General features: G+C 70.8%; 19 protein-coding genes. 14 read left to right on the top strand and 5 right to left on the bottom strand.

All coding sequences use genetic code 11. The annotated features are described in order from the left end of the window. The first annotated feature begins 35 nt into the window (after positions 1 to 35). From ACLQ23_RS02180 to ACLQ23_RS02145, 8 genes are all read left to right on the top strand, one after another. The gene (locus ACLQ23_RS02180) at positions 36 to 377 is read left to right on the top strand and encodes a hypothetical protein (RefSeq protein WP_355592600.1); all 342 of its coding nucleotides are present in this window, start codon (positions 36 to 38) and stop codon (positions 375 to 377) included. A 276-nt stretch (positions 378 to 653) separates the two neighbouring features. Continuing rightward, positions 654 to 1,721: a BMP family lipoprotein gene (locus ACLQ23_RS02175; protein WP_355592852.1), complete on the top strand. Its 1,068-nt coding sequence runs from the start codon at positions 654 to 656 to the stop codon at positions 1,719 to 1,721. Positions 1,722 to 1,832: 111 nt separating this feature from the next. Then, a complete protein-coding gene (locus ACLQ23_RS02170) occupies positions 1,833 to 3,521 on the top strand; it encodes an ABC transporter ATP-binding protein (RefSeq protein WP_355592598.1) in 1,689 nt (562 codons plus the stop codon). Next, positions 3,518 to 4,873: an ABC transporter permease gene (locus ACLQ23_RS02165; protein WP_355592596.1), complete on the top strand. Its 1,356-nt coding sequence runs from the start codon at positions 3,518 to 3,520 to the stop codon at positions 4,871 to 4,873. The genes ACLQ23_RS02170 and ACLQ23_RS02165 overlap by 4 nt, the downstream gene beginning before the upstream one ends. 3 nt (positions 4,874 to 4,876) lie before the next feature. Then, positions 4,877 to 6,160: an ABC transporter permease gene (locus tag ACLQ23_RS02160; protein WP_355592594.1), complete on the top strand. Its 1,284-nt coding sequence runs from the start codon at positions 4,877 to 4,879 to the stop codon at positions 6,158 to 6,160. Between the two features lie 58 nt (positions 6,161 to 6,218). Continuing rightward, entirely contained in the window at positions 6,219 to 6,929 is a 711-nt protein-coding gene (locus ACLQ23_RS02155) for a cytidine deaminase (RefSeq protein WP_355630927.1), read from the top strand. Between the two features lie 133 nt (positions 6,930 to 7,062). Beyond that, complete coding sequence (locus ACLQ23_RS02150) at positions 7,063 to 8,340, top strand: thymidine phosphorylase (RefSeq protein ID WP_425880274.1); 1,278 nt, start codon at positions 7,063 to 7,065, stop codon at positions 8,338 to 8,340. Between the two features lie 108 nt (positions 8,341 to 8,448). Further along, entirely contained in the window at positions 8,449 to 9,129 is a 681-nt protein-coding gene (locus tag ACLQ23_RS02145; protein ID WP_355592588.1) for a DUF4272 domain-containing protein, read from the top strand. Positions 9,130 to 9,131: 2 nt separating this feature from the next. On the opposite strand, the gene ACLQ23_RS02140 is transcribed toward ACLQ23_RS02145, so the two are convergent. Further along, entirely contained in the window at positions 9,132 to 10,145 is a 1,014-nt protein-coding gene (locus tag ACLQ23_RS02140; RefSeq protein WP_355592850.1) for a putative RNA methyltransferase, read from the bottom strand. 83 nt (positions 10,146 to 10,228) lie between these two features. Between ACLQ23_RS02140 and ACLQ23_RS02135 the strand changes: the two genes are divergently transcribed. Beyond that, positions 10,229 to 11,308 carry an adenosine deaminase gene (locus tag ACLQ23_RS02135; protein WP_355592586.1) on the top strand — a complete coding sequence of 360 codons (1,080 nt, stop codon included), beginning with the start codon at positions 10,229 to 10,231 and terminating at the stop codon, positions 11,306 to 11,308. Between the two features lie 5 nt (positions 11,309 to 11,313). Here ACLQ23_RS02135 and ACLQ23_RS02130 read toward each other — a convergent pair whose 3' ends face one another. Further along, positions 11,314 to 11,607, bottom strand: a complete 294-nt coding sequence (locus tag ACLQ23_RS02130; protein WP_355592584.1) for a hypothetical protein — start codon at positions 11,605 to 11,607, stop codon at positions 11,314 to 11,316. A 502-nt stretch (positions 11,608 to 12,109) separates the two neighbouring features. On the opposite strand from ACLQ23_RS02130, the gene ACLQ23_RS02125 reads away from it, so the two are divergent. From ACLQ23_RS02125 to ACLQ23_RS02110, 4 genes are all read left to right on the top strand, one after another. Next, the gene (locus tag ACLQ23_RS02125; protein ID WP_425880273.1) at positions 12,110 to 15,751 is read left to right on the top strand and encodes a nitrate- and nitrite sensing domain-containing protein; all 3,642 of its coding nucleotides are present in this window, start codon (positions 12,110 to 12,112) and stop codon (positions 15,749 to 15,751) included. Beyond that, positions 15,748 to 16,152 (top strand): roadblock/LC7 domain-containing protein, encoded by a 405-nt coding sequence (locus ACLQ23_RS02120; RefSeq protein WP_007455462.1) that lies wholly within the window; start codon positions 15,748 to 15,750, stop codon positions 16,150 to 16,152. Before ACLQ23_RS02125 ends, ACLQ23_RS02120 begins: the two co-directional genes overlap by 4 nt. Positions 16,153 to 16,249: 97 nt before the next feature. Continuing rightward, complete coding sequence (locus ACLQ23_RS02115) at positions 16,250 to 16,627, top strand: DUF742 domain-containing protein (protein WP_355592580.1); 378 nt, start codon at positions 16,250 to 16,252, stop codon at positions 16,625 to 16,627. A gap of 1 nt (position 16,628) precedes the next feature. Further along, a complete protein-coding gene (locus tag ACLQ23_RS02110; RefSeq protein WP_007455465.1) occupies positions 16,629 to 17,222 on the top strand; it encodes a GTP-binding protein in 594 nt (197 codons plus the stop codon). 172 nt (positions 17,223 to 17,394) lie between these two features. Here ACLQ23_RS02110 and ACLQ23_RS02105 read toward each other — a convergent pair whose 3' ends face one another. Beyond that, entirely contained in the window at positions 17,395 to 19,806 is a 2,412-nt protein-coding gene (locus tag ACLQ23_RS02105) for a transposase (RefSeq protein WP_425880338.1), read from the bottom strand. 39 nt (positions 19,807 to 19,845) lie between these two features. Further along, on the bottom strand, positions 19,846 to 20,856 hold the full coding sequence (locus tag ACLQ23_RS02100) for a DNA primase (protein ID WP_355592578.1): 1,011 nt from the start codon (positions 20,854 to 20,856) through the stop codon (positions 19,846 to 19,848). Between the two features lie 121 nt (positions 20,857 to 20,977). Between ACLQ23_RS02100 and ACLQ23_RS02095 the strand changes: the two genes are divergently transcribed. Beyond that, complete coding sequence (locus ACLQ23_RS02095; RefSeq protein WP_355592576.1) at positions 20,978 to 21,319, top strand: PadR family transcriptional regulator; 342 nt, start codon at positions 20,978 to 20,980, stop codon at positions 21,317 to 21,319. A 17-nt stretch (positions 21,320 to 21,336) separates the two neighbouring features. Here the strand turns inward: ACLQ23_RS02095 and ACLQ23_RS02090 are convergent, their stop codons facing one another. Further along, a complete protein-coding gene (locus ACLQ23_RS02090) occupies positions 21,337 to 22,014 on the bottom strand; it encodes a permease prefix domain 1-containing protein (RefSeq protein WP_425880272.1) in 678 nt (225 codons plus the stop codon). Between the last annotated feature and the right edge of the window lie 7 nt (positions 22,015 to 22,021).

Genomic DNA, 22,021 nt, shown 5'->3' with positions numbered 1-22,021 from the left:
CTACGAAGCGTCGTTGTTGAGGGACAATAGGCCGCGTGGAAGCTCTTCGACTGATCCTTCTCTACGTCCATCTGATCGGCTTCGCGCTGCTGCTCGGCGGCGGGATCGCTCAATACATCACCGGCCGGCTGCGGATCAACGCCGCCATGCTCTGGGGGTCGGTGATCCAACTTGTCACGGGCATCGGACTGTCCGCGCCGCTGCGCGACGGCGACGAGCCGGCCCCCGCAAAGCTTGTTACCAAGTTGGTGCTCGCACTGCTGATCTTTGTCATGGTCTTCTTCTCCCGTAAGCGGGAGAGCGTGAACCGTGGCCACTTCCTCGCGATCGTCGGGTTGACCCTGGTCAACGCGGCAGTAGCGGTGTTCTGGCGTTAGTTCGCCAGGCATTGGGGAAGCACGGAGAAACGGACGTTCGCGACACCCGCGTGGTCGCCGATCTGCACGAGAAGTGATTTGCCGCACCCCAGGGTTACGCCGGGGTAACGGACGTTCAACAGTCGTGCACGATTGGCGGCCGGTGGGTGGGCGCGGGCGTACGCTCCCGTCCGTAACGTGGGACGCCGGCGGCACACGCAGGCCGGCGCAAGGGCTGCCCATCGCGCATGACGCGGTGGGCAATGGGAAGGAGACGTCTTGCGCTCTGTGCGTGGGATGCGGATCGCCTCCGCCTTCGTGGCGGGTGGCCTCGTGCTGGGCGCTGCCGCTTGTGGTGAGGCACCCGATGACGACAACAACGCCGGCAGTGGCGCCAAGAAGTTCAGCGCCTGCATGGTGACCGACGTCGGCGGCATCGACGACAAGTCGTTCAACACGTCGGCCTGGAAGGGTCTGCAGGAGGCCAAGGCCGCCAACGACAACATCGACATCAAGTACGTGGCGTCGAAGGCTGAGGCCGACTACGAGCCCAACCTGACGCAGTACGTCAACCAGAAGTGCGACTTCATCCTGGCCGTCGGTGGCCTGATGGAGACCGCCACCAAGAAGATCGCCGAGGCGAACCCGAACCAGCACTTCGGCATCGTCGACGGCAACCCGCGCGTGGACAACGTCTACCCGATGCAGTTCGACACTGCCCAGGCCGCGTTCCAGGCGGGCTACCTGGCCGCCGGGATGAGCAAGTCCGGCAAGGTGGGCACCTACGGTGGTCTGCCGATCCCGCCGGTGACGATCTTCATGGACGGCTTCGTCGACGGTGTGGCGTACTACAACACCACGAAGAAGAAGGACGTCCAGGCGCTCGGCTGGAACAAGGAGACCCAGAAGGGTTCCTTCTCCAACGCCTTCGACAAGCAGGACGAGGGCAAGAAGGTCTCCGACGCGCTTGTCGCCCAGGGTGCGGACATCATCATGCCGGTCGCCGGTGGCGCCGGTCTCGGCACCACGAGCGCGGCCAAGGCCTCGGGTGGCAAGTACAGCACCATCTGGGTGGACGTCGACGGCTGCGAGAGCACCCCGGACTGCTCCGCGATCATCACGACGGTCGTCAAGAACATCCCGGGCGCCGTCAAGGAGGCCGTGCTCAAGGCCGCCGGTGGCGACAAGCTGCCGGCCACGCCGGGCTTCGTCGGCACCCTTGCCAACGACGGTGTCTCGATCGCCCCGTACCACGACTTCGACAGCAAGGTTCCGGCCGAGCTGAAGGCCGAGGTCGACAAGATCAAGGCGGACATCGCCGCCGGGACGATCACCGTCAGCTCGAAGGCCCAGCCGGCCAAGTGACAACCGGCCGGTCCCTGCGGTGAGATCATCGCAGGAGCGGCGGGACAGGTACTACCGATCCGGCCGCTCCGGCACCGCGGGTGACCACCCGCGGTGCCGGAGCGGCCGATCGTGCGCCACGGTGACCGTGTCGGTCCGACCCGGTCGACCGGCAGCTACGCTGCACCATCGCTCGCACTCCAGGAGGTTGCGCTGAGACTCGAACTGCGCGGCATCACCAAGCGGTTCGGTGATCTGGTCGCCAACGACCACATCGATCTGACGGTGGAGCCTGGAGAGATTCACGCCCTGCTCGGCGAGAACGGCGCGGGCAAGTCGACACTGATGAACGTCCTCTACGGGCTCTACCAGCCCGACGAGGGCGAGATCCTTGTCGACGGCAAGCCGTTGAAGCTGCGGGGCCCGTCCGACGCGATCGCCGCCGGGATCGGCATGGTGCACCAGCACTTCATGCTGGTGCCGGTCTTCACGGTGGCGGAGAACGTCATGCTCGGCGCCGAGCAGGTAAGGGGCGGCATCGGCGGCTTCCTGGATCGGCGGCGGGCCCGGCGCGAGGTCACCGAGGTGTCCGAGCGCTACAACCTGCGGGTCGACCCGGACGCGGTGATCGAGGACCTGCCGGTCGGCATCCAGCAGCGCGTCGAGATCGTCAAGGCGCTCACCCGCGACGTCGACCTACTCATCCTGGACGAGCCCACAGCGGTGCTCACCCCCCAGGAGACCGAGGAGCTGCTGACGGTCATGCGGGCGCTCAAGGCCGCCGGCAAGTCGATCGTCTTCATCACCCACAAGCTCGGCGAGGTCAAGGCGATCGCCGACCGGATCACAGTGATCCGGCGCGGCAAGACCGTCGGCACCGCCTCCCCGGAGGCCAGCCGGGACGAACTGGCCGCGCTGATGGTCGGCCGCAGTGTGCGCCTCACCGTCGACAAGTCGCCTGCCACACCGGGCGAGCCGGTGCTTGAGGTGGCCGGGCTGGTCGTTGACGACGACCGGCAGATCCGGGCCGTCGACGGCGTCGACCTGACCGTACGCGCGGGCGAGGTGCTCGGCGTGGCGGGCGTGCAGGGCAACGGCCAGACCGAGTTGATCGAAGCGATCATGGGCCTGCGCCCGGTACTCGCCGGCACTGTGAGCCTGAGTGGCGACCGGATCGACGGCTGGACGACGAAGAAGGTGCTCCGCGCCGGCGTCGGCTACGTCCCCGAGGACCGCAGCGTGGACGGCCTGGTCAAGGAGTTCAGCGTCGCGGAGAACCTGGTGCTGGACATCTACGACCGGCCACCGTTCGGCTCCGGGTTCGCTCTCCGGCCGGACGCGATCGCGTCCTCGGCGAAGGAGCGGATCGAGCAGTTCGACGTCCGTACCTCGTCGGCCGAAGCGTCGGTGGGCACCCTGTCCGGCGGCAACCAGCAGAAGGTGATCGTGGCCAGGGAGTTGTCCCGGCCGCTGAAGCTCTTCATCGCCGCCCAGCCGACCCGTGGCGTCGACGTCGGTTCGATCGAGTTCATCCACAGCCGGATCATCCGCGAGCGGGACGTCGGTACCGCCGTCCTGGTGGTCTCCAGCGAACTCGACGAGGTGGTCGCGTTGGCCGACCGGATCGCCGTGATGTACCGCGGCCGGATCATCGGCGTCGTCGCCCCGGACACCCCGCGCGAGGAGATCGGCCTGTTGATGGCCGGCATCAGCCCGGACGCCGCCGCCGAGTCCGGCGCGGCACCCACCGCCGACGATCCCGGCACGGCAGGCAGGGGTCCGGCGAGCGCCGACGGCCCCGCGAGCGAGGACGAGGCATGAGCGACGTGAACCCGCAGTCGGGCTCACCGGACAAGGAACCGGCGAGCGAGGCGCAGGCGGCGCAGATTGCGCTCGGCAACACCGAGCAGGCCAGTACGGCCAACACACCGAAGGTGTCCGAGCCGGAGCCGAAGCCGTCCCTTGGCCGCCTGTTCCTGGACAACCTGTGGGCGGCCAACACCTTCACGGTGACGCTCCTGTCGCTGGTGCTGGCGATCGTGGTCGGCGCGATCCTGATGATCATTTCTGATCCGGACGTGCTCTCCACCTACTCGTACATCACCTCCCGTCCGTCCGACGCGATCAATTCCAGTTGGACGCTTGTCAGCGAGGCGTACGCGAACCTGTTCAAGGGCGCGGTCTTCGACCCGGAGGCGTTCTCCGCCTGGGTCAACGGCGACGGCAGCTGGCCGGCAGTGCTCGCGCCGATCTCCGAGACGCTCACCTACACCGCGCCGCTGGTCTTCACCGGCCTGTCGGTGGCGCTTGCCTTCCGGGGCGGCCTGTTCAACATCGGCGCCCAGGGCCAGGCCATGATCGGTGTGATCCTCGCGGCGGTGGCCGGCTTCCTGCTGCCGCTGCCGCCCGTTCTGCACCTGCTGGTGGCGGTGCTTGCCGGTGCCCTGGGTGGGGCGATCTGGGGTTTCATCCCCGGCATCCTCAAGGCCCGTGCCGGCGCGCACGAGGTGATCAACACGATCATGCTGAACTACGTGGCCACGTACTTCCTGGCCTGGATCATCGTGCAGAACGGTGTGCAGGACCCGGCCCGTTCGGACGCGATCAGCAGGGCTGTGGAAAGCTCCGCCCAGCTGCCCCGACTGTTCGGCGACAACCTGCGCGTGCACGCAGGCATCCTGCTCGCCGTGCTCGCCACCTGGGCCGTCGCCTGGCTGCTCAACCGCTCCACGCTCGGCTTCGAGCTGCGTGCGGTGGGCGCCAACCCGGACGCCGCCCGGACCGCCGGCATCAGCGTCACCAAGACGTACATCCTGATCATGGTCTTTGCCGGCATCCTTGCCGGCCTGGGCGGCGCGAACATGGTCCTGGGCTCCACCGCGAGCGCGTTGACCCCGCTGGTGGTCGCGCAGATCGGCTTCGACGGCATCCTGGTGGCGCTGCTCGGCCGGGTGAAGCCCTGGGGGGTGCTGCTCGCCGCGCTGCTGTTCGGTGCGCTCCAGGCCGGCGGCAACCGGATGCAGTCGTACTCCGGCATCTCGCTGGAGCTGGTGACAGTGCTTCAGGCGCTGATCGTCATCTTCATCGCCGCCCCCGCCCTGGTGAAGGCGATCTTCCAGCTCCGAGCGGCGCGGGCCGCCCGGTTGCAGACGAGCCTGGCGAAGGGCTGGTAACGCATGTCCACCATGGCTGTCCCCGACGTCGCGGTAGCCGCGGTCGACGAGGGCTTCTGGACCCGCAACCGCAAGGTCGGCGCCGTGCTGCTGGCGCTCGGGCTGCTCTCGACAGTGCTCTTCGGCGCGCTCGCCACCGACCAGCAGGCCCGTTTCACGCTCAGCGACGACGCGGCCGGTGCCGCGTTGGAGATCAACGGGACGATCGGCGCGATCCTGTTCGGGATCATCACGATCGCCGCCGGGGCGGCCCTGCTCGCCGGCAGACTCCCGAAACGCTGGTTCCTGCCTGTGCTCGGCGTCGGACTGCTCGGCTTCGTGCTGTCCTTCCTCTGCTGGCAGGTCTCGGCCGCGCCGGCCGGGCAGAACTTCATGCCGCTTGTCAACATCATCAGGGGCACCTTCATCCTGGCGCTCCCGCTGATCTTCGGCGCGCTCGCCGGGGTGCTGTGCGAGCGTTCCGGTGTCGTCAACGTGGCCATCGAAGGTCAGCTGCTGATGGGCGCGTTCAGCGGCGCGCTGTTCGGCAGCATCTCCGGCAGCGTGTGGGTGGGCCTCGTGGCCGCCGCGATCGGTGGCGCGTTCATCTCGCTGCTGCTTGCCGTCTTCGCCATCCGCTACCTGGTCGACCAGGTCGTCATCGGCATCGTGCTGAACCTGTTCGCGGTCGGCGTGACCGGCTTCCTCTACGAGCGGCTGATGCAGACCGACGCGGAGAGGTACAACAGCGCACCGCGCTTCAGCAACTGGGAGATCCCGTTGCTGAAGGACATCCCGGTGCTCGGGCCGGCGCTGTTCCGCGGCAACATCTTCCTCTACCTCGGCCTGCTCCTGGTCCTGGTGATCCACATCGCGTTGTTCCGGACCCGTTGGGGGCTGCGCACCCGGTCGGTCGGCGAACACCCGATCGCCGCCGACACCCTCGGCGTCAAGGTGCTGCGGGTGCGCTACCGCAACGTCCTGCTGGCCGGCGTGGTCGCGGGCATCGGCGGTGCGTCCTACACGCTTGCCCTCTACTCGTTCACAAAGAACATGATCGGCGGTAAGGGCTTCATCGCGCTCGCCGCGCTGATCTTCGGCCGGTGGAACCCGACAGGTGCGCTGCTCGCCGCGCTCTTCTTCGGCTTCGCCGACCAGCTCGCCACCTATCTCGGCGCGATCAACAGCGCGATCCCCAGCCAGTTCCTGGCCATGCTGCCCTACCTGGCGACGATCCTCGCGGTCGCCGGGCTGGTCGGCAAGGTCCGCGCGCCCGCCGCCGACGGCAAGCCGTACATCAAGGGTTGAGCCTCGGGGCTGCGGCCCTGCCGGCTGTCAGCCTGGGCTACTTCGGCAGAATGGTGACATGACCGACATTGACTGGGCGCGACTGCGTGCCGCCGCCACGGAGGCGATGCGGCACGCCTACGCGCCGTACTCGTCGTTCCCGGTCGGGGCTGCCGCCCTTGTCGACGACGGCCGCGTGGTGGTCGGCTGCAACGTGGAGAACGCCGGGTACGGGGTGACGCTCTGCGCCGAGTGCGGTGTCGTGTCCAGCCTGCACGCCACAGGTGGCGGTCGACTCGTCGCGCTCTCCTGCGTCGACGCCACTGGCGAGCCGTTGATGCCGTGCGGTCGGTGCCGGCAACTGCTGTGGGAACACGGCGGCCCGGAATGCCTCGTCGAGGCGAAGGGCGGCCCACTGCGGATGGCCGAGCTGCTTCCGCACGCCTTCGGCGTGGAGGACCTGGAGGCGGTCACCGGCGAGACGCCGGTGCCGGTGGTCCCCGAGCGGCTGGCCGCCTGGCGTGGACGCGGCACCGTCTTCGTACACGCCGACATGTCCGCCGGCCAGCAGGTCTGGACGGCGTACTGGGAGCGGTCGGCAGGCGACGACGCGGGCGCCGAGACCGGTGTGCTGGAGGAGGCGCCCAGCTGGGACGACCCGGCGGAGGCCATCGCCTGGGGTACGGCCCGCACCCCCCGGGTCGTGGTGGTGGACGCCACCGGCACGATCTTCTGGGCCGGCGAGGGTGAGCCGCCGCTGGAGATCCCGGAGCGCTGGTCTGCTGGCTGAGCTTTGGGGATCGGGCCGACAGCGCCCGGCTCCGGGCGGTCAGGCTTGATCCCTCCGCCGGGCACTGTCGGCCCAATCCCTCGTGCTCGCGGTCTGTGGGTCGGGATCCGCCATTCGACTAGGGGAGACCTTCATGAGTTTTGCTGCTGTTGACGTCATCCGGGTTAAGCGGGACGGAGGTGTGCTGTCGGACGCCCAGATCGACTGGGTGGTCGACGCGTACACCCGGGGGGTGGTCGCCGACGAGCAGATGTCCGCGCTGGCAATGGCGATCCTGCTCAACGGCATGACCGGGCCGGAGATCGCCAGGTGGACCGCCGCGATGATCGCCAGCGGTGAGCGGCTCGACCTGTCGGCGGTACGCCGGCCGACAGTCGACAAGCACTCCACCGGCGGCGTCGGCGACAAGATCACCCTGCCGCTCACGCCGTTGGTGGCGGCGTGCGGCGCCGCCGTGCCGCAGCTCAGCGGCCGGGGCCTCGGGCACACCGGCGGCACGCTGGACAAGCTGGAGTCGATCCCCGGCTGGCGGGCCGCGTTGAGCAACGACGAGTTCATCACCCAGCTCGGCGACGTGGGCGCGGTGATCTGCGCGGCCGGTGCCGGGCTCGCCCCCGCCGACCGCAAGCTGTACGCGCTGCGCGACGTGACGGGCACAGTGGAGGCGATCCCGCTGATCGCCAGCTCGATCATGAGCAAGAAGATCGCCGAGGGCACCGGTGCGCTGGTCCTGGACGTCAAGGTCGGCTCGGGCGCGTTCATGAAGTCCGTCGACCAGGCCCGCGAGCTTGCCCGCACGATGGTCGAGCTGGGCGGCGCGCACGGCGTACGGACTGTCGCCCTGCTCACCGACATGTCCACCCCGCTCGGCCTGGCGATCGGCAACGCCGTCGAGGTGACCGAGTCGGTCGAGGTGCTTGCCGGCGGGGGACCGGCCGACGTGGTGGAGCTGACGCTGGCCCTGGCCCGGGAGATGCTCGACGCCGCCGGTCTGCCGGACGCCGACCCGGCCGCCGCGCTGCGGGACGGCCGCGCCATGGACACCTGGCGGGCGATGATCCGCGCGCAGGGCGGCGACCCGGACGCCCCGATGCCGACCGCGCCGGAGGTCGAGGTGGTCCGCGCCGAGCAGGACGGGTACGTGGCGGCCGTCGACGCGTACGCCATGGGGGTTGCGGCCTGGCGTCTGGGCGCCGGCCGCGCCCGCAAGGAGGACCCGGTCAGCGTACCGGCCGGGGTGGTGCTGCACAGGCGGCCGGGCGACGCGGTGCGGGCCGGCGACCCCCTCTACGAGTTGCGCGCCGACGACGCCACGCGGATCCCGGCGGCGCTTGCGGAGGCCGCCCGCGCGGTGCGGATCGCCCTCGACGCGCCTGCCGCGACGCCGTTGGTCATCGAGCGGATCGGCTGACCCAGACGGCCGGGCCGGCATGGTGCCGGTCACCTGGGAGCGCTATTGTCGCAGGCCAAGGGGGGACGAGCGGCCCTGAGCCGTCGCGAGCAGACAGGATGATCCGCCGTGACCGTACCTGCCCCCGACCCACGTGAGGTGCGCGAGGCGAGCCTGGACGAGCTGTCCCGGCTCGGCCTGCCGTTGCCGCCGGCACAGTTCCCGCTCGTCTGGGAGCCGGGTGACGAGATCGAGCTACGCCCGACGGTGGAGATCGAGGCGCGGATCGCCGTGCTGCACCTGATCCTGGCCCGCTGCTTCGGGATGCCCCCGCAGGCGGCGATGAGTTGGCTACTCGGTTCGCACCTGGTGGAGATGGTCACCCCGCCCGAGTGGCAGTTCGTCATGGGCGGCAAGGGCGACCACCGCTCGTTCGTGCTGCACCACGACGCGCTGTTCGCGTTGGCCTGGGTGCTGGGGCTGAGCAAGCAGCTCGACCCGACCCTGGCCGTGGACGAGCGGCTTGTCGAGCGGCTGCCGCACCTCGCCGACGGTGAGACGTTCTCCCACTGGCGGACGAGGATCCTTGCCGCCCCGCAGCATCCGGCCGACGCGGCAGCCCTGCTCGACCTGCACTACTGCCTGGACTGGGCGTACCTGGAGACCGAGCGGAGTGGCCAGCGGGCGCCGGGGCTCGTCGACGCGAACGCGATCGGGCAGCGGCGCTGGGCGTTGGAATGGGCGGTGATCCTGCGCGGGCCGTACCACGACGAGCCGCCCGGCTGGGAAGAAGTGGACCTCTCCACCTGAGGTCAGCGGGGCCGGTGGGCGTCGAGGTGGACCGCCACCGTCACCCGGACCGGCTCGGGAAGCGCGGCCAGTCGGGCGGCCAACGCGCCCGGGTCGGTGTGCCAGGCGCTCGGCCCCATCCCGACCAGGGTGGCCACCTCGGTGCGGGTGAGCGTCAGCTCGGCACGGTGCACCGTCGAGCTGACCGGAGTGAAGTGCCCGCCCAGGCTGGCGGCCACCCGGTCGGCCTTGTCCGGATCCACCCGCAGCAGGTCGAGGGCGTCCACCAGTTCGGTGAGGTGGTCGGCGGCGGGGGTGACCACCAGCAGCGTGCCGGCCGGGTCGAGCACCCTGTGAAACTCCGGCCCGTTGCGGGGCGCGAACACGTTGAGCAGCACGGCCGCCGAGGCGTCGGCGAGGGGCAGCCGCTGCCAGGTGTCGGCGAGCGCGGCGGCCGCCCGGGGGTGCGCGCGGGCCGCGCGGCGCAGCGCCGGCTTGGAGACGTCGAGGGCCAGACCCACGGCGTCCGGCAGCGCCGCCAGCACCGCGCCGAGATACCGGCCCGTGCCGGCGCCGGCATCCACCACCAGGGGGTACGCCCCGACGTCGGCCGCCGACGCTTCGACCCGTACCCCTGCCGTTGTGTCCTTTGCTCTGCTTACCTCCGCGCAACAGTTCTGCCCGGAAACCGGTGCGTGGGTTGAAGCAGAGCAAAGGGCGGACGGCGGGGTAGGCGCCGGCGGCGGCGTGGCCGTCGCACGGAGCCGGACCACGGCCTCAGTCGCGGCAGCGGCGAGTGCGGCGGAAATGACGTCGTAGTGCCCGGCGGCCTGGAAGTCGGCCCGGGAAGCGACCATCTCGGCGGTGTCCCCGACGTGCGGGGCGCGACCGGCGAGCAGGTTCACGTAACCCTGACGGGCGATGTCGAAGCTGTGCCGGCGCGGGCAGCGTAACGCCCGGGCGGTGCCTGCGATCACCTCGGTCAGGGGATCCCCGCACACCGGGCAGCGCAGCCGTTCGAGGATGCGGAGGTCCACGTCAGGCCGCCGAGCTGTATCCACGAATCGAGTCTAGGCCGGTCCCGTCCCGACCCAGGAGGGTCGCTGACTAGGGTCTGAGCATGGTCGCAACTATCCGGTACGAGGACATCGTCAAGGCTCCGAAGGCACTGCTGCACGACCACCTCGACGGTGGGCTGCGGCCGGCGACGATCGTCGAGCTGGCGGCGGAGGTCGGCCACGAGCTGCCCACCACCGACCCGGAAGCGCTCGGGCGCTGGTTCGTCGAGGCCGCCGACTCCGGCTCGCTGGAGCGCTACCTGGAGACGTTCGCGCACACAGTGGCGGTCATGCAGACCGCGCCGGCGCTGCGCCGGGTGGCCCGCGAGTGCGCGCTGGACCTGGCCGCCGACGGGGTGGTCTACGCCGAGGTGCGTTTCGCCCCGGAGCAGCACCTGGAGCAGGACCTGAGCCTCGACGAGGTGGTCGAGGCGGTCCTCGCCGGGTTCGCCGAGGGGACCGCGCTGGCGGTCGAGGCGGGCCTGACCATCCGGGTCGGCACCCTGCTCACCGCGATGCGGCACGCCGCCCGTTCCCAGGAGATCGCCGAGCTGGCGGTGCGGCACCGCGACGCCGGGGTGGTCGGCTTCGACATCGCCGGCGCCGAGGCAGGCTTCCCGCCCACCCGCCACCTGGACGCCTTCGAGTATCTCCAGCGGGAGAACTTCCACTTCACCATCCACGCTGGTGAGGCGTTCGGCCTGCCGTCCATCTGGCAGGCGATCCAGTGGTGCGGCGCGGACCGGCTCGGTCACGGCGTCCGGATCGTCGACGACATCACCCCCGGCGGTGCCCCGGTGCTGGGCCGGCTGGCCGCGTACGTCCGCGACAAGCGGATCCCCCTGGAGCTGTGCCCCTCGTCCAACGTGCAGACCGGCGCTGTGGACTCGATCGCTGACCACCCGATCGGCCTCCTGCGGGACCTGCGGTTCCGGGTCACCGTCAACACCGACAACCGGCTCATGAGCGGCACCTCCATGTCGCGGGAGATGTTCCTGCTCGTGGAGACGTTCGGCTACGGCTGGCGAGAGATGCAGTGGTTCACCATCAACGCGATGAAGAGCGCCTTCATCCCGTTCGACGAACGACTCCGGATCATCGACGAGGTGATCAAGCCGGCGTACGCGAAGCTGCTGGCCTGAACCGTTCAGCTGTGCGGGTGGCTGGCGAGCAGGCCGGCCACCCGGTGCAGCACCTCACGGGCGCGGGCCGCCTCCGCGCCCAGCCCGGTCTGCCGGCGCAGCACCGCGGGCTCCGCCCGCAGCAGGGCCACTCCGCGCCGGAGCAGCACCCGGGGCGCCTTGCGCTGTTCGGCCAGATCCCTGGCGAGCCGGCGGAGGAATGTCGCCCCGCGCGGCCGGCGCAGCGCGTACGCGCCGGCGAGCACCCCTCGCCGACGGCACTCCTCGACGATCTCGGCGGCGAAAATCCCTTCGGCCACGAAAAGTGGCGATCCGTCGACTTCAAATGCCCGAGTGGCCACCCGACGATCAGCGCCGATCGCATAAACCGGCACATCGGCTCGACCTTCGCGGGCGAGTCGCGCAATCGTATCGACGGCCGTCCGGGCGTCCCAGGACTGCGGCGAATCCCAATCCACCTGCCCGTTTCGACGCGGCAACGTAGGGTCATCGCCGTTCTTGTAAAAGTCGTCCAGACTCAGCACCGGAAGGCCGGTTTGCCGTGCTATGTACGACTTTCCGGAGCCAGAAGGGCCGGCGAGCAAGATAACGCGGTACTGATGTTCCATTACCTTCAGTTACTCCGACCAGACGGACTGCGATCAAATCGTATCAACATCTCATCACACCTCCCGCAGGTGACAACCTGGGCTTTCTTCTTGCCGGGCGTCGTGATGGAATCTCGGGGGTCCGACCCGCCGGGTCGGACGCTGGGCGTTGCCCGGGGCAACGCGTTGAAGCTGTAATCGCGAGGGCGGTGACGTGAGCAAACGGCCAAAGACGGCGGGCTCCTTCCTGTCGCGGCTAAGCCGGCCGGCCAGCCGGCTCCGGGACATGCCGATCTGGTCCAAGCTCGGTCTCATCATGATCGTGCCGACCATCGCCACGGTCGTGGTCGGCACCAGTGGTCTCGTCGACCACCTGGAGACGCTCAACAACGCCAACCGAGCCGGCGACCTGGCCAGCCTGTCGAGCTACTCCGGGAGTCTGGTCGACACACTCCAGGACGAGCGGACCACCGCCGTGCTGCTGTTGCAGGCGACCGGCACCCAGCCGAAGGCGCAGTACCAAGAGGCGTACAACCGGGTGAACATCCGGGTCGACCAGACGACCGGCCCCTACCGCCAGCAGCGTGGCCAGCTCGAGGACCTGCCGAGCAGCCTCGACGGCCTGCTCAACGGCATCGACCAGAGCCTGAAAGACCTGCCGGGCGTCCGCAGCCAGGTCTTCAACGGCAAACTGAAGCTCGCCGAGGCCGTCCAGGCGTACGAGGGTCTGATCAACGACCTTCTCTCCATCCGTGACTCGGCCACCCAGCTCGCCGGAAACAACGACCTGAGCGACCGGATGCGGGCCGTCGCGGCCGTCGCCCGGGAGAAGGAGTTCCTCGCCGTCCGCCGGGTCGTCGTGCACCGCGCACTTGGCGTCCAGGGCGGGCAACGGTTGACCCCGGCCCTGCGCACCGACTACATCGCCAGCGGCACCGGCCAGCAGCAGGCGCTACAGAGCTTCAAGGCTGTCGCCAGCCCCGACGAGGCAAAGTTCCACGACCAGACCGTCGCCGGCGGTGACCGCCGCGAGGCACAGAACTACATCGGCTGGATCGACGGCAACACCACAGGCGACATGCGCGGTGCGCCGTTCGGCCCGGACCAGTGGGACTCGGCCATGACGGCCAACGCCAAGCTGATCCGCAACGTCGAGTCGCAACTCGACCGTGACGTGGTCACGAAGGCCAACGAACTGCGGTCGGACGTCCAGCGCCAGGTCTTCCTGGAGACCGGCCTGCTGCTCAGCATGCTGCTGCTGGCCATCCTCTTCGCGTACCTCGTCGCCCGCTCGATGGCCCGATCCCTGCGTGAGCTGCGCCAGGGTGCCCTCTCGGTCGCCCAGTACGGTCTGCCGCAGGCGGTCGCCCGACTCCGAGACCCGCAGGTCGTCGGGCAGCTCTCCCCGGTGCAGTTGGCCAACCAGATCGCCGAGCCGCTGCCGGTCCGCAGCAAGGACGAGTTCGGCCAGGTGACCGAGGCGTTCAACGCCGTCCACCTGGAAGCCGTCCGGACGGCCGCCGAGCAGGCGACACTGCGCGCCTCCGTCGCGACGATGTTCGTCAACCTGGCCCGCCGTTCGCAGATCCTGGTCGACCGCCTCATCGGGCACCTCGACCGGTTGGAGCGCGGCGAGGAGGACCCGGACCGGCTGGCCGAGCTGTTCCAGCTCGACCACCTGGCCACCCGGATGCGCCGCAACGACGAGAACCTGCTCGTGCTCGCCGGCGCCGACTCCACACGCGTGCAGCGCGAGCCCGCCGCGCTCATCGACGTGTTGCGCGCCGCCCAGTCCGAGGTCGAGCACTACACCCGTATCGAGTTCGGCGTCATCGACCGCGACATCGAGGTCGCCGCCCACGCGGTGAACGACCTCGTGCACCTCGTGGCCGAACTGTTCGACAACGCCACAGCGTTCTCCCCGCCGGACTCGCAGGTGATGGTCGAGGCCCGCCGGGTCGGCGACCGCGCCTCGCTCTACGTCGAGGACCGCGGCATCGGCATCAGCCGCGAGCAGTTGAACGACCTCAACGAGCGGCTCGCGACGCCCCCGCAGGTGGACGTCGCCGTGTCCCGGATGATGGGCCTGGTCGTGGTCGCCCGGCTGGCATCGCGGCACGGGGTCCGCGTCGAGCTGCGCCCCGGCAACGACCGCGGCACGGTCGCCGAGGTGACCCTGCCGACCTCCGTGCTGGTGCCCCGGGCGCTGTCCGGCCGGCCGCAGCAGCCGCCGGCCCTGCCGGCTGCCGGCCAGCAGTACGGTGGGCCCCCGCCCGGTCTCGGCGCCCTGCCCGCGCTTGGCAACGGCCCCCGTCCCGGCGAGTCTGGCAACCAGGTCACCCTGGGCGGCCGACCGTTCGAGCCGGCCTCGCGCAACGGCGCCGGCACGCCCGCAAACGCCGGCGCGTACGGGTCGATGCCGGCCTGGTCCGACCTGACCGGTGCCAGCGCGACGAACAGCGTCAACGGCGGCGACGGGTTCATGCCCCGGTCGGCGAACGGCCAGCAGATCGACCCGCTGCCGCAGCGCCGCGCCGGTGACGAGCCCACGACCACCGGCCAGCAGCCGGGGATTCCGCGGCAGTTGCCCAGCAGCCCGGAAGCGCGCCCGTACTCCGCGCCGCCGGTCTCCGCTCAGCCGTACTCCTCCTCGCCGGTTTCTTCCTCGCCGGCCTCCGGCCAGCCGTACTCCGGGCACCCCTACTCGGGTGCGCCGTACAGCAGCCCGCCGGTGTCCGCCGCGCCGGCCTCCGGCCAGCCCTACGGTGGCCACCCGGTGTCCGCGTCGCCGGTCTCGGCGTCGCCCGCCTCCGGTCAGCCGTACTCCGGTCAGCCGTACTCCGGTCAGCCGTACTCGACGCCGCCGGCGTCAGGACAGCCCTACTCGGCACCTCCCGCCTCCAGCCAGTCGTTCAGCGGCTTCACGCCCCGGTCCGCTCCGCCTGCTGACCCCGCGCCCAACACGCCCGCGCCTCCGGCGTGGCCGCCGGTGCCCGGCGCGGAGCGGGATGCGCAGACCCCGGCGGTTCCCGAGCGGCTCGCCGCCGCCCTGGACATGACGACGGAACTGCCCCGGATGCCGCGCGCCGAGCAGCAGGCCGCCACCGCGCAGCCGCAGGCATCGGCGGCCCCGGTCACGCCCGCGCCGGCCCAGAACCGTCCGGCACCTCAGCAGCCGCAAGCCCAGAACCGGCAGCGGTACGCGGACGAGACCATGGAGTTGCCGATCTTCCGGGAGCTCGAGTCGGCCTGGTTCCGTACCCGCCGTCCGGGTCCCGAGGAGGCGGCAGCCGCGGCCAAGCCGGCGGCGAGCGGCGGCGACGCGACCCAGCAGTTCGCCACCGTCGAGGCCAACGCTCGGACAGTCCACAAGACAGCACCCGGGACGACAGGTAACACGCCGATGGCAGACACTCCGAGCACCGGAGGAGCGCCGCGGGACAACGGGTCGACAGCGAACGGGGGCGCACGCCCCGGTCTCGCCGAGAGCCTGCCGAACCGCCGGCCCCAGCCGCAGACAAACGGCTGGCAGACCGCCGCCGACGACGGCTGGCGTGCCGCCTCGGCAGCGGCCAGCGCGGTCCCGGTGAACGAGACCACCACGACCGGTCTGCCGAAGCGCAAGCCGATGGCACAGTTGGTGCCGGGCGCGGTGGAGAAGCCCGCCACCTCGGTCCAGCGGCGTTCCCCGGAGGCGGTCCGTGGCCTGCTCTCCGCCTACCACCGGGGCGTGCAGCGAGGGCGTAGCACCTCGGACAACCCGACCAGCCCGGAGGCGACTCCGGGAGGGAAGCAATCCTCGCAGTCTGGCTCAGGCTCAGCGGCCGGGAGCGGGCAGAAGGAGCAAGAAGGATGACAACTACGCAGGATCTTGGTTGGCTGCTTGCCAACTTCGCCGACCGGGTGCCCGGTGTCGCGCATGCGGTCGCCGTCTCGGCGGACGGCCTGCTTCTCGCGTCGTCACGGGATCTGCCGCGGGACCGGGCCGACCAGCTCGCCGCGATCGCATCCGGTCTGGTCAGCCTCACCCAGGGAGCAGCCCGCTGCTTCGAGGGCGGGGCCGTACTCCAGACGGTCGTGGAGATGGACAATGGCTTCCTGTTCCTGATGTCCATCTCGGACGGCTCGTCCTTCGCGGTGCTGGCCGCCCGCAGCTCCGACGTGGGGCAGGTCGGCTACGAGATGGCGCTACTGGTCGACCGGGTGGGCGACGCCCTGACCCCGCAGCCGCGTGCGGCTGCGGGCATGCTGGGCTGACGTCCCACCGACTTGAGGTCGGCGCAACTGCAACGACAACAACGACGAGTTCCACCGGTGGGAGCCGGTATCGGGTGCGAAGGAGGTGAGCGGCGACATGGCCGATCGTGACGAACCGACCGGAGCGTTGGTCCGTCCATACGCCGTGACCCGTGGTCGTACCCGCCCCCGGCTCGATATCGCGCTGGAGGCGCTCGTCGAAACGACGGTGCGTGGTCGGGCCGCTGCCCATGGCAACGGCGGTCAGGGCCGCGAACACCAGTACATCGCCGCGCTGTGTGACGGACGCGTGCAGTCGCTCGCTGAGATCGCGGCGCGGATGCAGCTCCCGCTCGGTGTGGCCCGGGTGCTCATCGCCGACATGGCGACGGACGGCCTGGTCGCGGTCCACGAGCCGACCATCCTGGACGACTCCGACGACGCGGTGGGCACTGAACTGCTGGAGAGGGTGCTGAGTGGACTTCGCAGGCTCTGACATGTCGCACCGCCCGCCGAACCCGAGCGGGCGCGTGACGTCGGCGAAGATCGTTATTGCCGGTGGGTTCGGCGTCGGTAAGACGACGCTGGTCGGCTCGGTCTCGGAGATCACGCCGCTGACCACTGAGGCCATCATGACCTCCGCTGGCGTGGGCGTCGACGACACCCGGCAGGTGCCGGGTAAGACGACGACCACGGTGGCCATGGACTTCGGCCGGATCTCGATCGACCGTGACCTGATCCTGTACCTGTTCGGTACGCCGGGTCAGACCCGATTCTGGTTCATGTGGGATGAACTGGTCCGGGGCGCGATCGGCGCGGTCGTGCTGGTGGACACCCGCCGGCTGGCCGACTGCTTCGCGGCTATCGACTTCTTCGAGCACCGGCGGCTGCCGTACCTGGTGGCCATCAACTGCTTCGACGGGATGCAGTACCACGACCCGCAGGACGTCCGGGACGCCTTGGCGATCTCGAGCGACGTGCCGGTGGTGGCCTGCGACGCCCGTAACCGGGAGTCGACGAAGCACGTACTGATCTCGCTTGTCGAGTACGTGCTCACAATGCGCCGTACGCGCGCCGTCGCTCCGGCCTGACCGGGACGATCCCGCGCCCGGTGGTGGCCCTGGCCGCCACCGGGCGCTTAGTGCTGCCCGGCCCCGGCCATCCGGGGTCTACGCAACGCAAAAGAGATCTTGGAAGGAAGTCGCCCCCTCAGGGGCCACCTCTTTCCAAGATCTCTTTTGCGTGTGGTGGGGGTGAACCCGGTCAGGACTGGTAGCCCGCGGAGCGGTACTCGTACTCGTGGTCGTCGTCGCGGTCACCGTGATCGCGGCTGAAGTCCCAGCCGCCGGCGGCCTCGCGACCCGGTCGACCGCCCACCGCGAACCCGCCGATCTCCTGCCCGCGACGCCAGCCCCGGAAGTAGCCGGTGGTGTTCTCCGCGAGGCTCGCGGCGTCACGCACTATCCGCAGTGGACGCTCCTCGCGCAGCGGGGAACCCGGGACGAGGTTGGCCTGCGGCACCCGCTTCGGCAGCCCGGCGTTGGTCTCGGCGCCGACCGACGGCCGGGCGGCCTGCTCGGCGGCCTGCCAGCCCGTGTCGGCAGTTGTCGACCAGTCCAGATCGGACTCCTCGGCGTGCCCGACGAACCAGGCGGACTTGGCCTGCGCGAAGATTAGCAGGTCACCGTCACCTTCGTCAGCGACCGGCGGCGGCCGATGCTCGACAGGGGGCGCCGGACGGTGCTCGGGGGCGCGGTCGGCGCGCGGCGACGGACGGCCGTTGCGGGCGGCCTGCTCCCGGTCGACGAGCCGCAGCGGCGGCGTCTCCAGGCGCGGGTCGGTCGACGGGTTGAGCCCGTCCCGCAGCGCCCGGTCGGCCAGTGGCGGCGGCTCGACAAGCCGCAACATGGGCGGCTCCTGCGGCAGGTCGTCGGCCAGCCACGGCGGGGTGACCCGACCGTCGGCCCGACCCGGATCGGTCGGGGATTCGATGCCCCGACCGCCACCGTACGAGTAGGCGGCCGGATTGTTCGGCGAGCTGTCGGCCGGGTCCTCCGGGTTGTTGACCAGAGGCCAGTTGGCCCGGGAGCCCGGAGGCGCCTGCTGCTCCTGGCCCGGCCGGGGGGCGGGCACCGGGATGCTGAGGTCGGTGGCGCTGAACCCGCCGGTTGGCGGCTCCTCGATGGGCCGCTGGTGGCTGGGCTCGATGGGCCGCTGGTGGCTCGGTCGCTCGCCGTTGGTCTTGGGACGGGGCGGGATGACAGTCCGCTGCCGCTCGGCCCGCGCGTTGTTGATCGCGGCGGTGGTGAGGGTCGGCCGGAATGGCTCGCCCGCCTCGGCCGGCGGCACGGCGCCGCGCTGCGCCGGAGCGATCGGGGTGATCCCGGGCGGCGGAGGCGGCGGCGCGGAGACCGGCCGGTTGGTTGGGCCGTCGATCCGGCTCGGGAGCGGCTCGGCCCGCCCGGGAGGCGCCGACACCGGCGGGCCGGCCATCGCAGCCGGGGCCATGGGTGCGGGTGCGACAGGAGGCGGCGTGACCGGAGCAGGGGCGACGGGCGGCGGCCCGAGTGGGCGCGGCGACGCCAACGGGGCGCTGCCCGGGGCCGGCTCGGGACGGCTGCGCCGGCCGACGACTGGCGTCGGCTCGGGGGTCGGGGTCGGTCGGACGGCACGCAGGCCGTTGCCCGTGTCGGTCAGGCCGATCAGCTCGTCGGCAGAGTCGTCATGACGGGCTGCGGCACGGCGGCCCGGCGTCGGGGCCGACGTCCGCACCCGTGCGCCGAGGGCGCTCACCAGCGCCTCGCAGCCGGCGTCGCAGGCCCGCACGGAGGCGACGGCCTGCCGGACCGTCTCGGCCACGGCGGAGGTGAGTGCCCGGTTGACGGTGGCGCGTCGCGGTGTCTCCGAGATGGCGACCCGCAGCGCGGTGACCGCCTCGTTGATCTCTTCGGCGTCGGCCACCCCGTCCGATGCGAGGTGCGCGGCGATGGCGTCCGCGGCGACGGACACCTCGCGGCCGCGGGCGACGGTGCCGCCGAGCATGCCCGGCTCGGGCAGGGCGTCCAGCACCGCCAGTGAGACCGGCTCGGCCGGGTCCGGGTATGCGCGCAGCGCCGCCGGGTAGAGCTCCCGCAGCACCTCACGCAGCGCCACGGCGGCGGAGTGCCGGCCGCTGGCCAGAGCGGCGTGCGCGGCGAGCACCTGCTTGTAGCCGGCGAGGTCCCGGGGTGCCGGCAGTGTGACGGCGGAGAGTGCGCCGGCCTGCAACGCGCGGGCCAGGCCGACGGCACGACGCTCGGCCGGCGGCGACTGCATCTCCTCAAGCGAGTCGTCGTCGGCGAACCGCTCGGCGAAGTCGTCCACCAGGTCGTCGTCAGCGATCGCCAGGGGACGACCCGCCGCGCTCAACAGCGAGGTGACAGTGTTGTCGTCGCTGTCGGCGGCGATAGCCGCACCGCTCGGCCCGCCCGACCGCTCCACGAGCAGCGCGACGAGCTGGGCGTAGCCAGCCGCGTCGTCACCGATCTCGCTGACATGCAGCAGACGGCCTGCGTCATCGACCACCGCGGACGTCAGCGTCGACCTGGCCGGGGCCGGTCGGTCAGCCGAATCCGCCGAGGCCAGACCGCAGTACACGCGCACGAGCGCCAAGGCGTCGTCCTCCTCCCGGGACAGGTCTTCCTACTGCCAGCAACTGATGCTCCCCGGTACGGGTCAGTCGCGCCAGTCCACGACCGCAGAGATCTTGCCGACAATCGTGCGCCAACCCAGACTTGCGGTTTGTGCCCCGATTTTTTTCAACCGTCGCCGGCCCATGAAACCGCCGATGCCGCCGTTGACGGTCGCCCGCAGGGCCTCGTCCAGGTTGTCGAGGCTGGAGCCGGCGGAGAGCATGTCCAGGACCGCGGGCAGCTGCAACGCGTACGACAGGTCGCGGGCGACCTCGCCGGCCTCGATGAGCAGGGTCGAATCCCACGCGTCGTGCCCGCCGCGCAGGTTCTCCACAACGAGGTCGAGTTCGTAGGTGTCCTCGTCGAGCGGCACGATGTCGGCCGGCTCGACCCGTTCGGACAATTCATTCCAGCTGTCCAGTTGGGACAGATCATTCGGTGCGCCGGAACGGATGAAGCTGACCAACGACTCGGGGGTCTTGAACAGCAGCAGCTTGCCCCGGTGGCTGAGGAAGACCGGCACCTCCTCGTCGTCCGCCTCGTCGGTGTCGTCCTCGTCCTCGTCGTCTTCGTCGGCGGTCGCGTCGGCGTCGGTGGTGCCGCTCCGGCGACGGCGCGACGGCTCGGTCTCGTCGTCGTCGGCGAACTCCTCGGCCAGGTCCTCGTCGAGGATGACGACGGTCTCGTCGTCCTCCTCCTCCTCGATGACCTGACGGCGGGCGAGGAACGGGTCGTCCTGGTCGCGTTCGGTCACGTCGGTCGGGGTCAGCGACCCTGCCGGCCGGTACGCCCGCAGCGTGAAGCCGGTGCCGGCGGGCAGGGCGATCTCCACCGGGTCGATCCGCAGCTCTTCCCACAGCGCCCGGTCGACCGCGGCGCGGGGGGTGTCGTCGGCCTCGTCGGCCTCGTCGGGCTCGGCCGGGCCGGTGGTGTCGTCGAGCTCGGGCTCGTCGGCGTCGGGCCGTTGGGGCGACTGGCGGGCCACGCTGACCTCCGTGTGCTTCGGGTTGCTGACCCGCCGGCGTCTCGGACCGACGAGTGACTCTGGGCACATACCCTAGTCGGCGGCTCGGGAAGCTTGGAGCCCGCACCCCGTCGGCCGGTCGACGAACGGCTCGGGCCTGCGTGTGTGCGGCGGTGGCGCACAGGGCGCGCGACAAGTAGCGTTGCTACGCATGAAGGCCCAGTCGCTGCACGGTCACCTCGACGCCCTTCTCCTCGCCGTTCTCGAACAGGGCGCTCTGCACGGCTACGCGATCATTGAGTCGTTGCGCGCCCGCAGCGACGGCAGCCTCGACCTGCCCACCGGCACCATCTATCCGGCGTTGCGCCGGCTGGAGCGCGCCGGGCACGTGGCGAGCACCTGGAGCACTGTCAACGGGCGGGAGCGACGCACGTACCAGCTCACCGACTCCGGCCGCCGGGCGCTGGCCGGTGAGCGGGCCGGGTGGCAGGAGTTCCGCGTGACGGTCGGCAGGTTCCTCGACCCCGGCGCAGCCCCCACCACCTCGGCCTGAACGCACCGGGCCACAGGTCAGCGGGCGGCGGTGGCGCGCAGCCAACCGCGTGCCGCGCGGCTCAGCGAGAAGTACGCCCCGCCGGCCAGCACCAGACCGATGATCATCGGCGGCCAGGTCAGCGCCGCGTCCCACATGCCGAGCGACCAGCCGAAGAGCGCCCCACCGGTGAGCACGCCGAGCACCAGCACGCCCGTCAGACCGGTGCCCACCGCACGTTGCGCGACCGCCACGCCCGGTCGGGTCGACCGGGCGCTCACCGCCACCACCAGCAGACCCGCCACCGCGAGCAGCAGCGCGCTCACCCAGATCCAGTCGACGGACTCGGCAAGCAGCCGGTAGGCGAACGGCGGAGGCCCGCCGGCACTCCAGCTCGACCCGTGCCAGGTCAGGTCACCGGCCGCCACCGCCACGCCGGCCACGGCAAGCATCCGCAGGGAGAGCCCGCGCAGGGCCGCCACCGCCAACTCGGCCTGCCAGGAGGGCAACAGCTGCGTTGCCGAGCCGAACTCGGCCACCGCCCGGCGCTGCGCCTCCGTGGGCGGCACCCCGACCTCGCGGTACGCGTCGACGACGTCCAGCAGATCGTGCCGCGCCTCGGTCAGCAGGTCGGACTTCAGCCGCGCCGGCCCGTGCAGCCGGGAGGCCAACTCTCGCAGGTGTTCCTCCACCAGGACGTCCTCGGCGCGTGGCATGGCACCA

It is taken from the genome of Micromonospora sp. DT41, from assembly GCF_049841715.1.
GTDB classification, from domain to species: Bacteria; Actinomycetota; Actinomycetes; order Mycobacteriales; family Micromonosporaceae; genus Micromonospora; species Micromonospora profundi.
Note: the sequence above shows the minus strand (reverse complement) of the source record. Positions and strands in the feature narration are given on the sequence as shown.

Excerpts from the sequence above, each read along its gene's own strand:
- ACLQ23_RS02095 (WP_355592576.1), top strand. The coding sequence starts at position 20,978 with ATGAAGGCCCAGTCGCTGCACGGTCACCTCGACGCCCTTCTCCTCGCC.
- ACLQ23_RS02165 (WP_355592596.1), top strand. The coding sequence starts at position 3,518 with ATGAGCGACGTGAACCCGCAGTCGGGCTCACCGGACAAGGAACCGGCG.
- ACLQ23_RS02110 (WP_007455465.1), top strand. The coding sequence starts at position 16,629 with ATGTCGCACCGCCCGCCGAACCCGAGCGGGCGCGTGACGTCGGCGAAG.
- ACLQ23_RS02155 (WP_355630927.1), top strand. The coding sequence starts at position 6,219 with ATGACCGACATTGACTGGGCGCGACTGCGTGCCGCCGCCACGGAGGCG.
- ACLQ23_RS02175 (WP_355592852.1), top strand. The coding sequence starts at position 654 with ATGCGGATCGCCTCCGCCTTCGTGGCGGGTGGCCTCGTGCTGGGCGCT.
- ACLQ23_RS02160 (WP_355592594.1), top strand. The coding sequence starts at position 4,877 with ATGTCCACCATGGCTGTCCCCGACGTCGCGGTAGCCGCGGTCGACGAG.
- ACLQ23_RS02135 (WP_355592586.1), top strand. The coding sequence starts at position 10,229 with ATGGTCGCAACTATCCGGTACGAGGACATCGTCAAGGCTCCGAAGGCA.
- ACLQ23_RS02150 (WP_425880274.1), top strand. The coding sequence starts at position 7,063 with ATGAGTTTTGCTGCTGTTGACGTCATCCGGGTTAAGCGGGACGGAGGT.
- ACLQ23_RS02120 (WP_007455462.1), top strand. The coding sequence starts at position 15,748 with ATGACAACTACGCAGGATCTTGGTTGGCTGCTTGCCAACTTCGCCGAC.
- ACLQ23_RS02090 (WP_425880272.1), bottom strand. The coding sequence starts at position 22,014 with ATGCCACGCGCCGAGGACGTCCTGGTGGAGGAACACCTGCGAGAGTTG.
- ACLQ23_RS02100 (WP_355592578.1), bottom strand. The coding sequence starts at position 20,856 with ATGTGCCCAGAGTCACTCGTCGGTCCGAGACGCCGGCGGGTCAGCAAC.
- ACLQ23_RS02115 (WP_355592580.1), top strand. The coding sequence starts at position 16,250 with ATGGCCGATCGTGACGAACCGACCGGAGCGTTGGTCCGTCCATACGCC.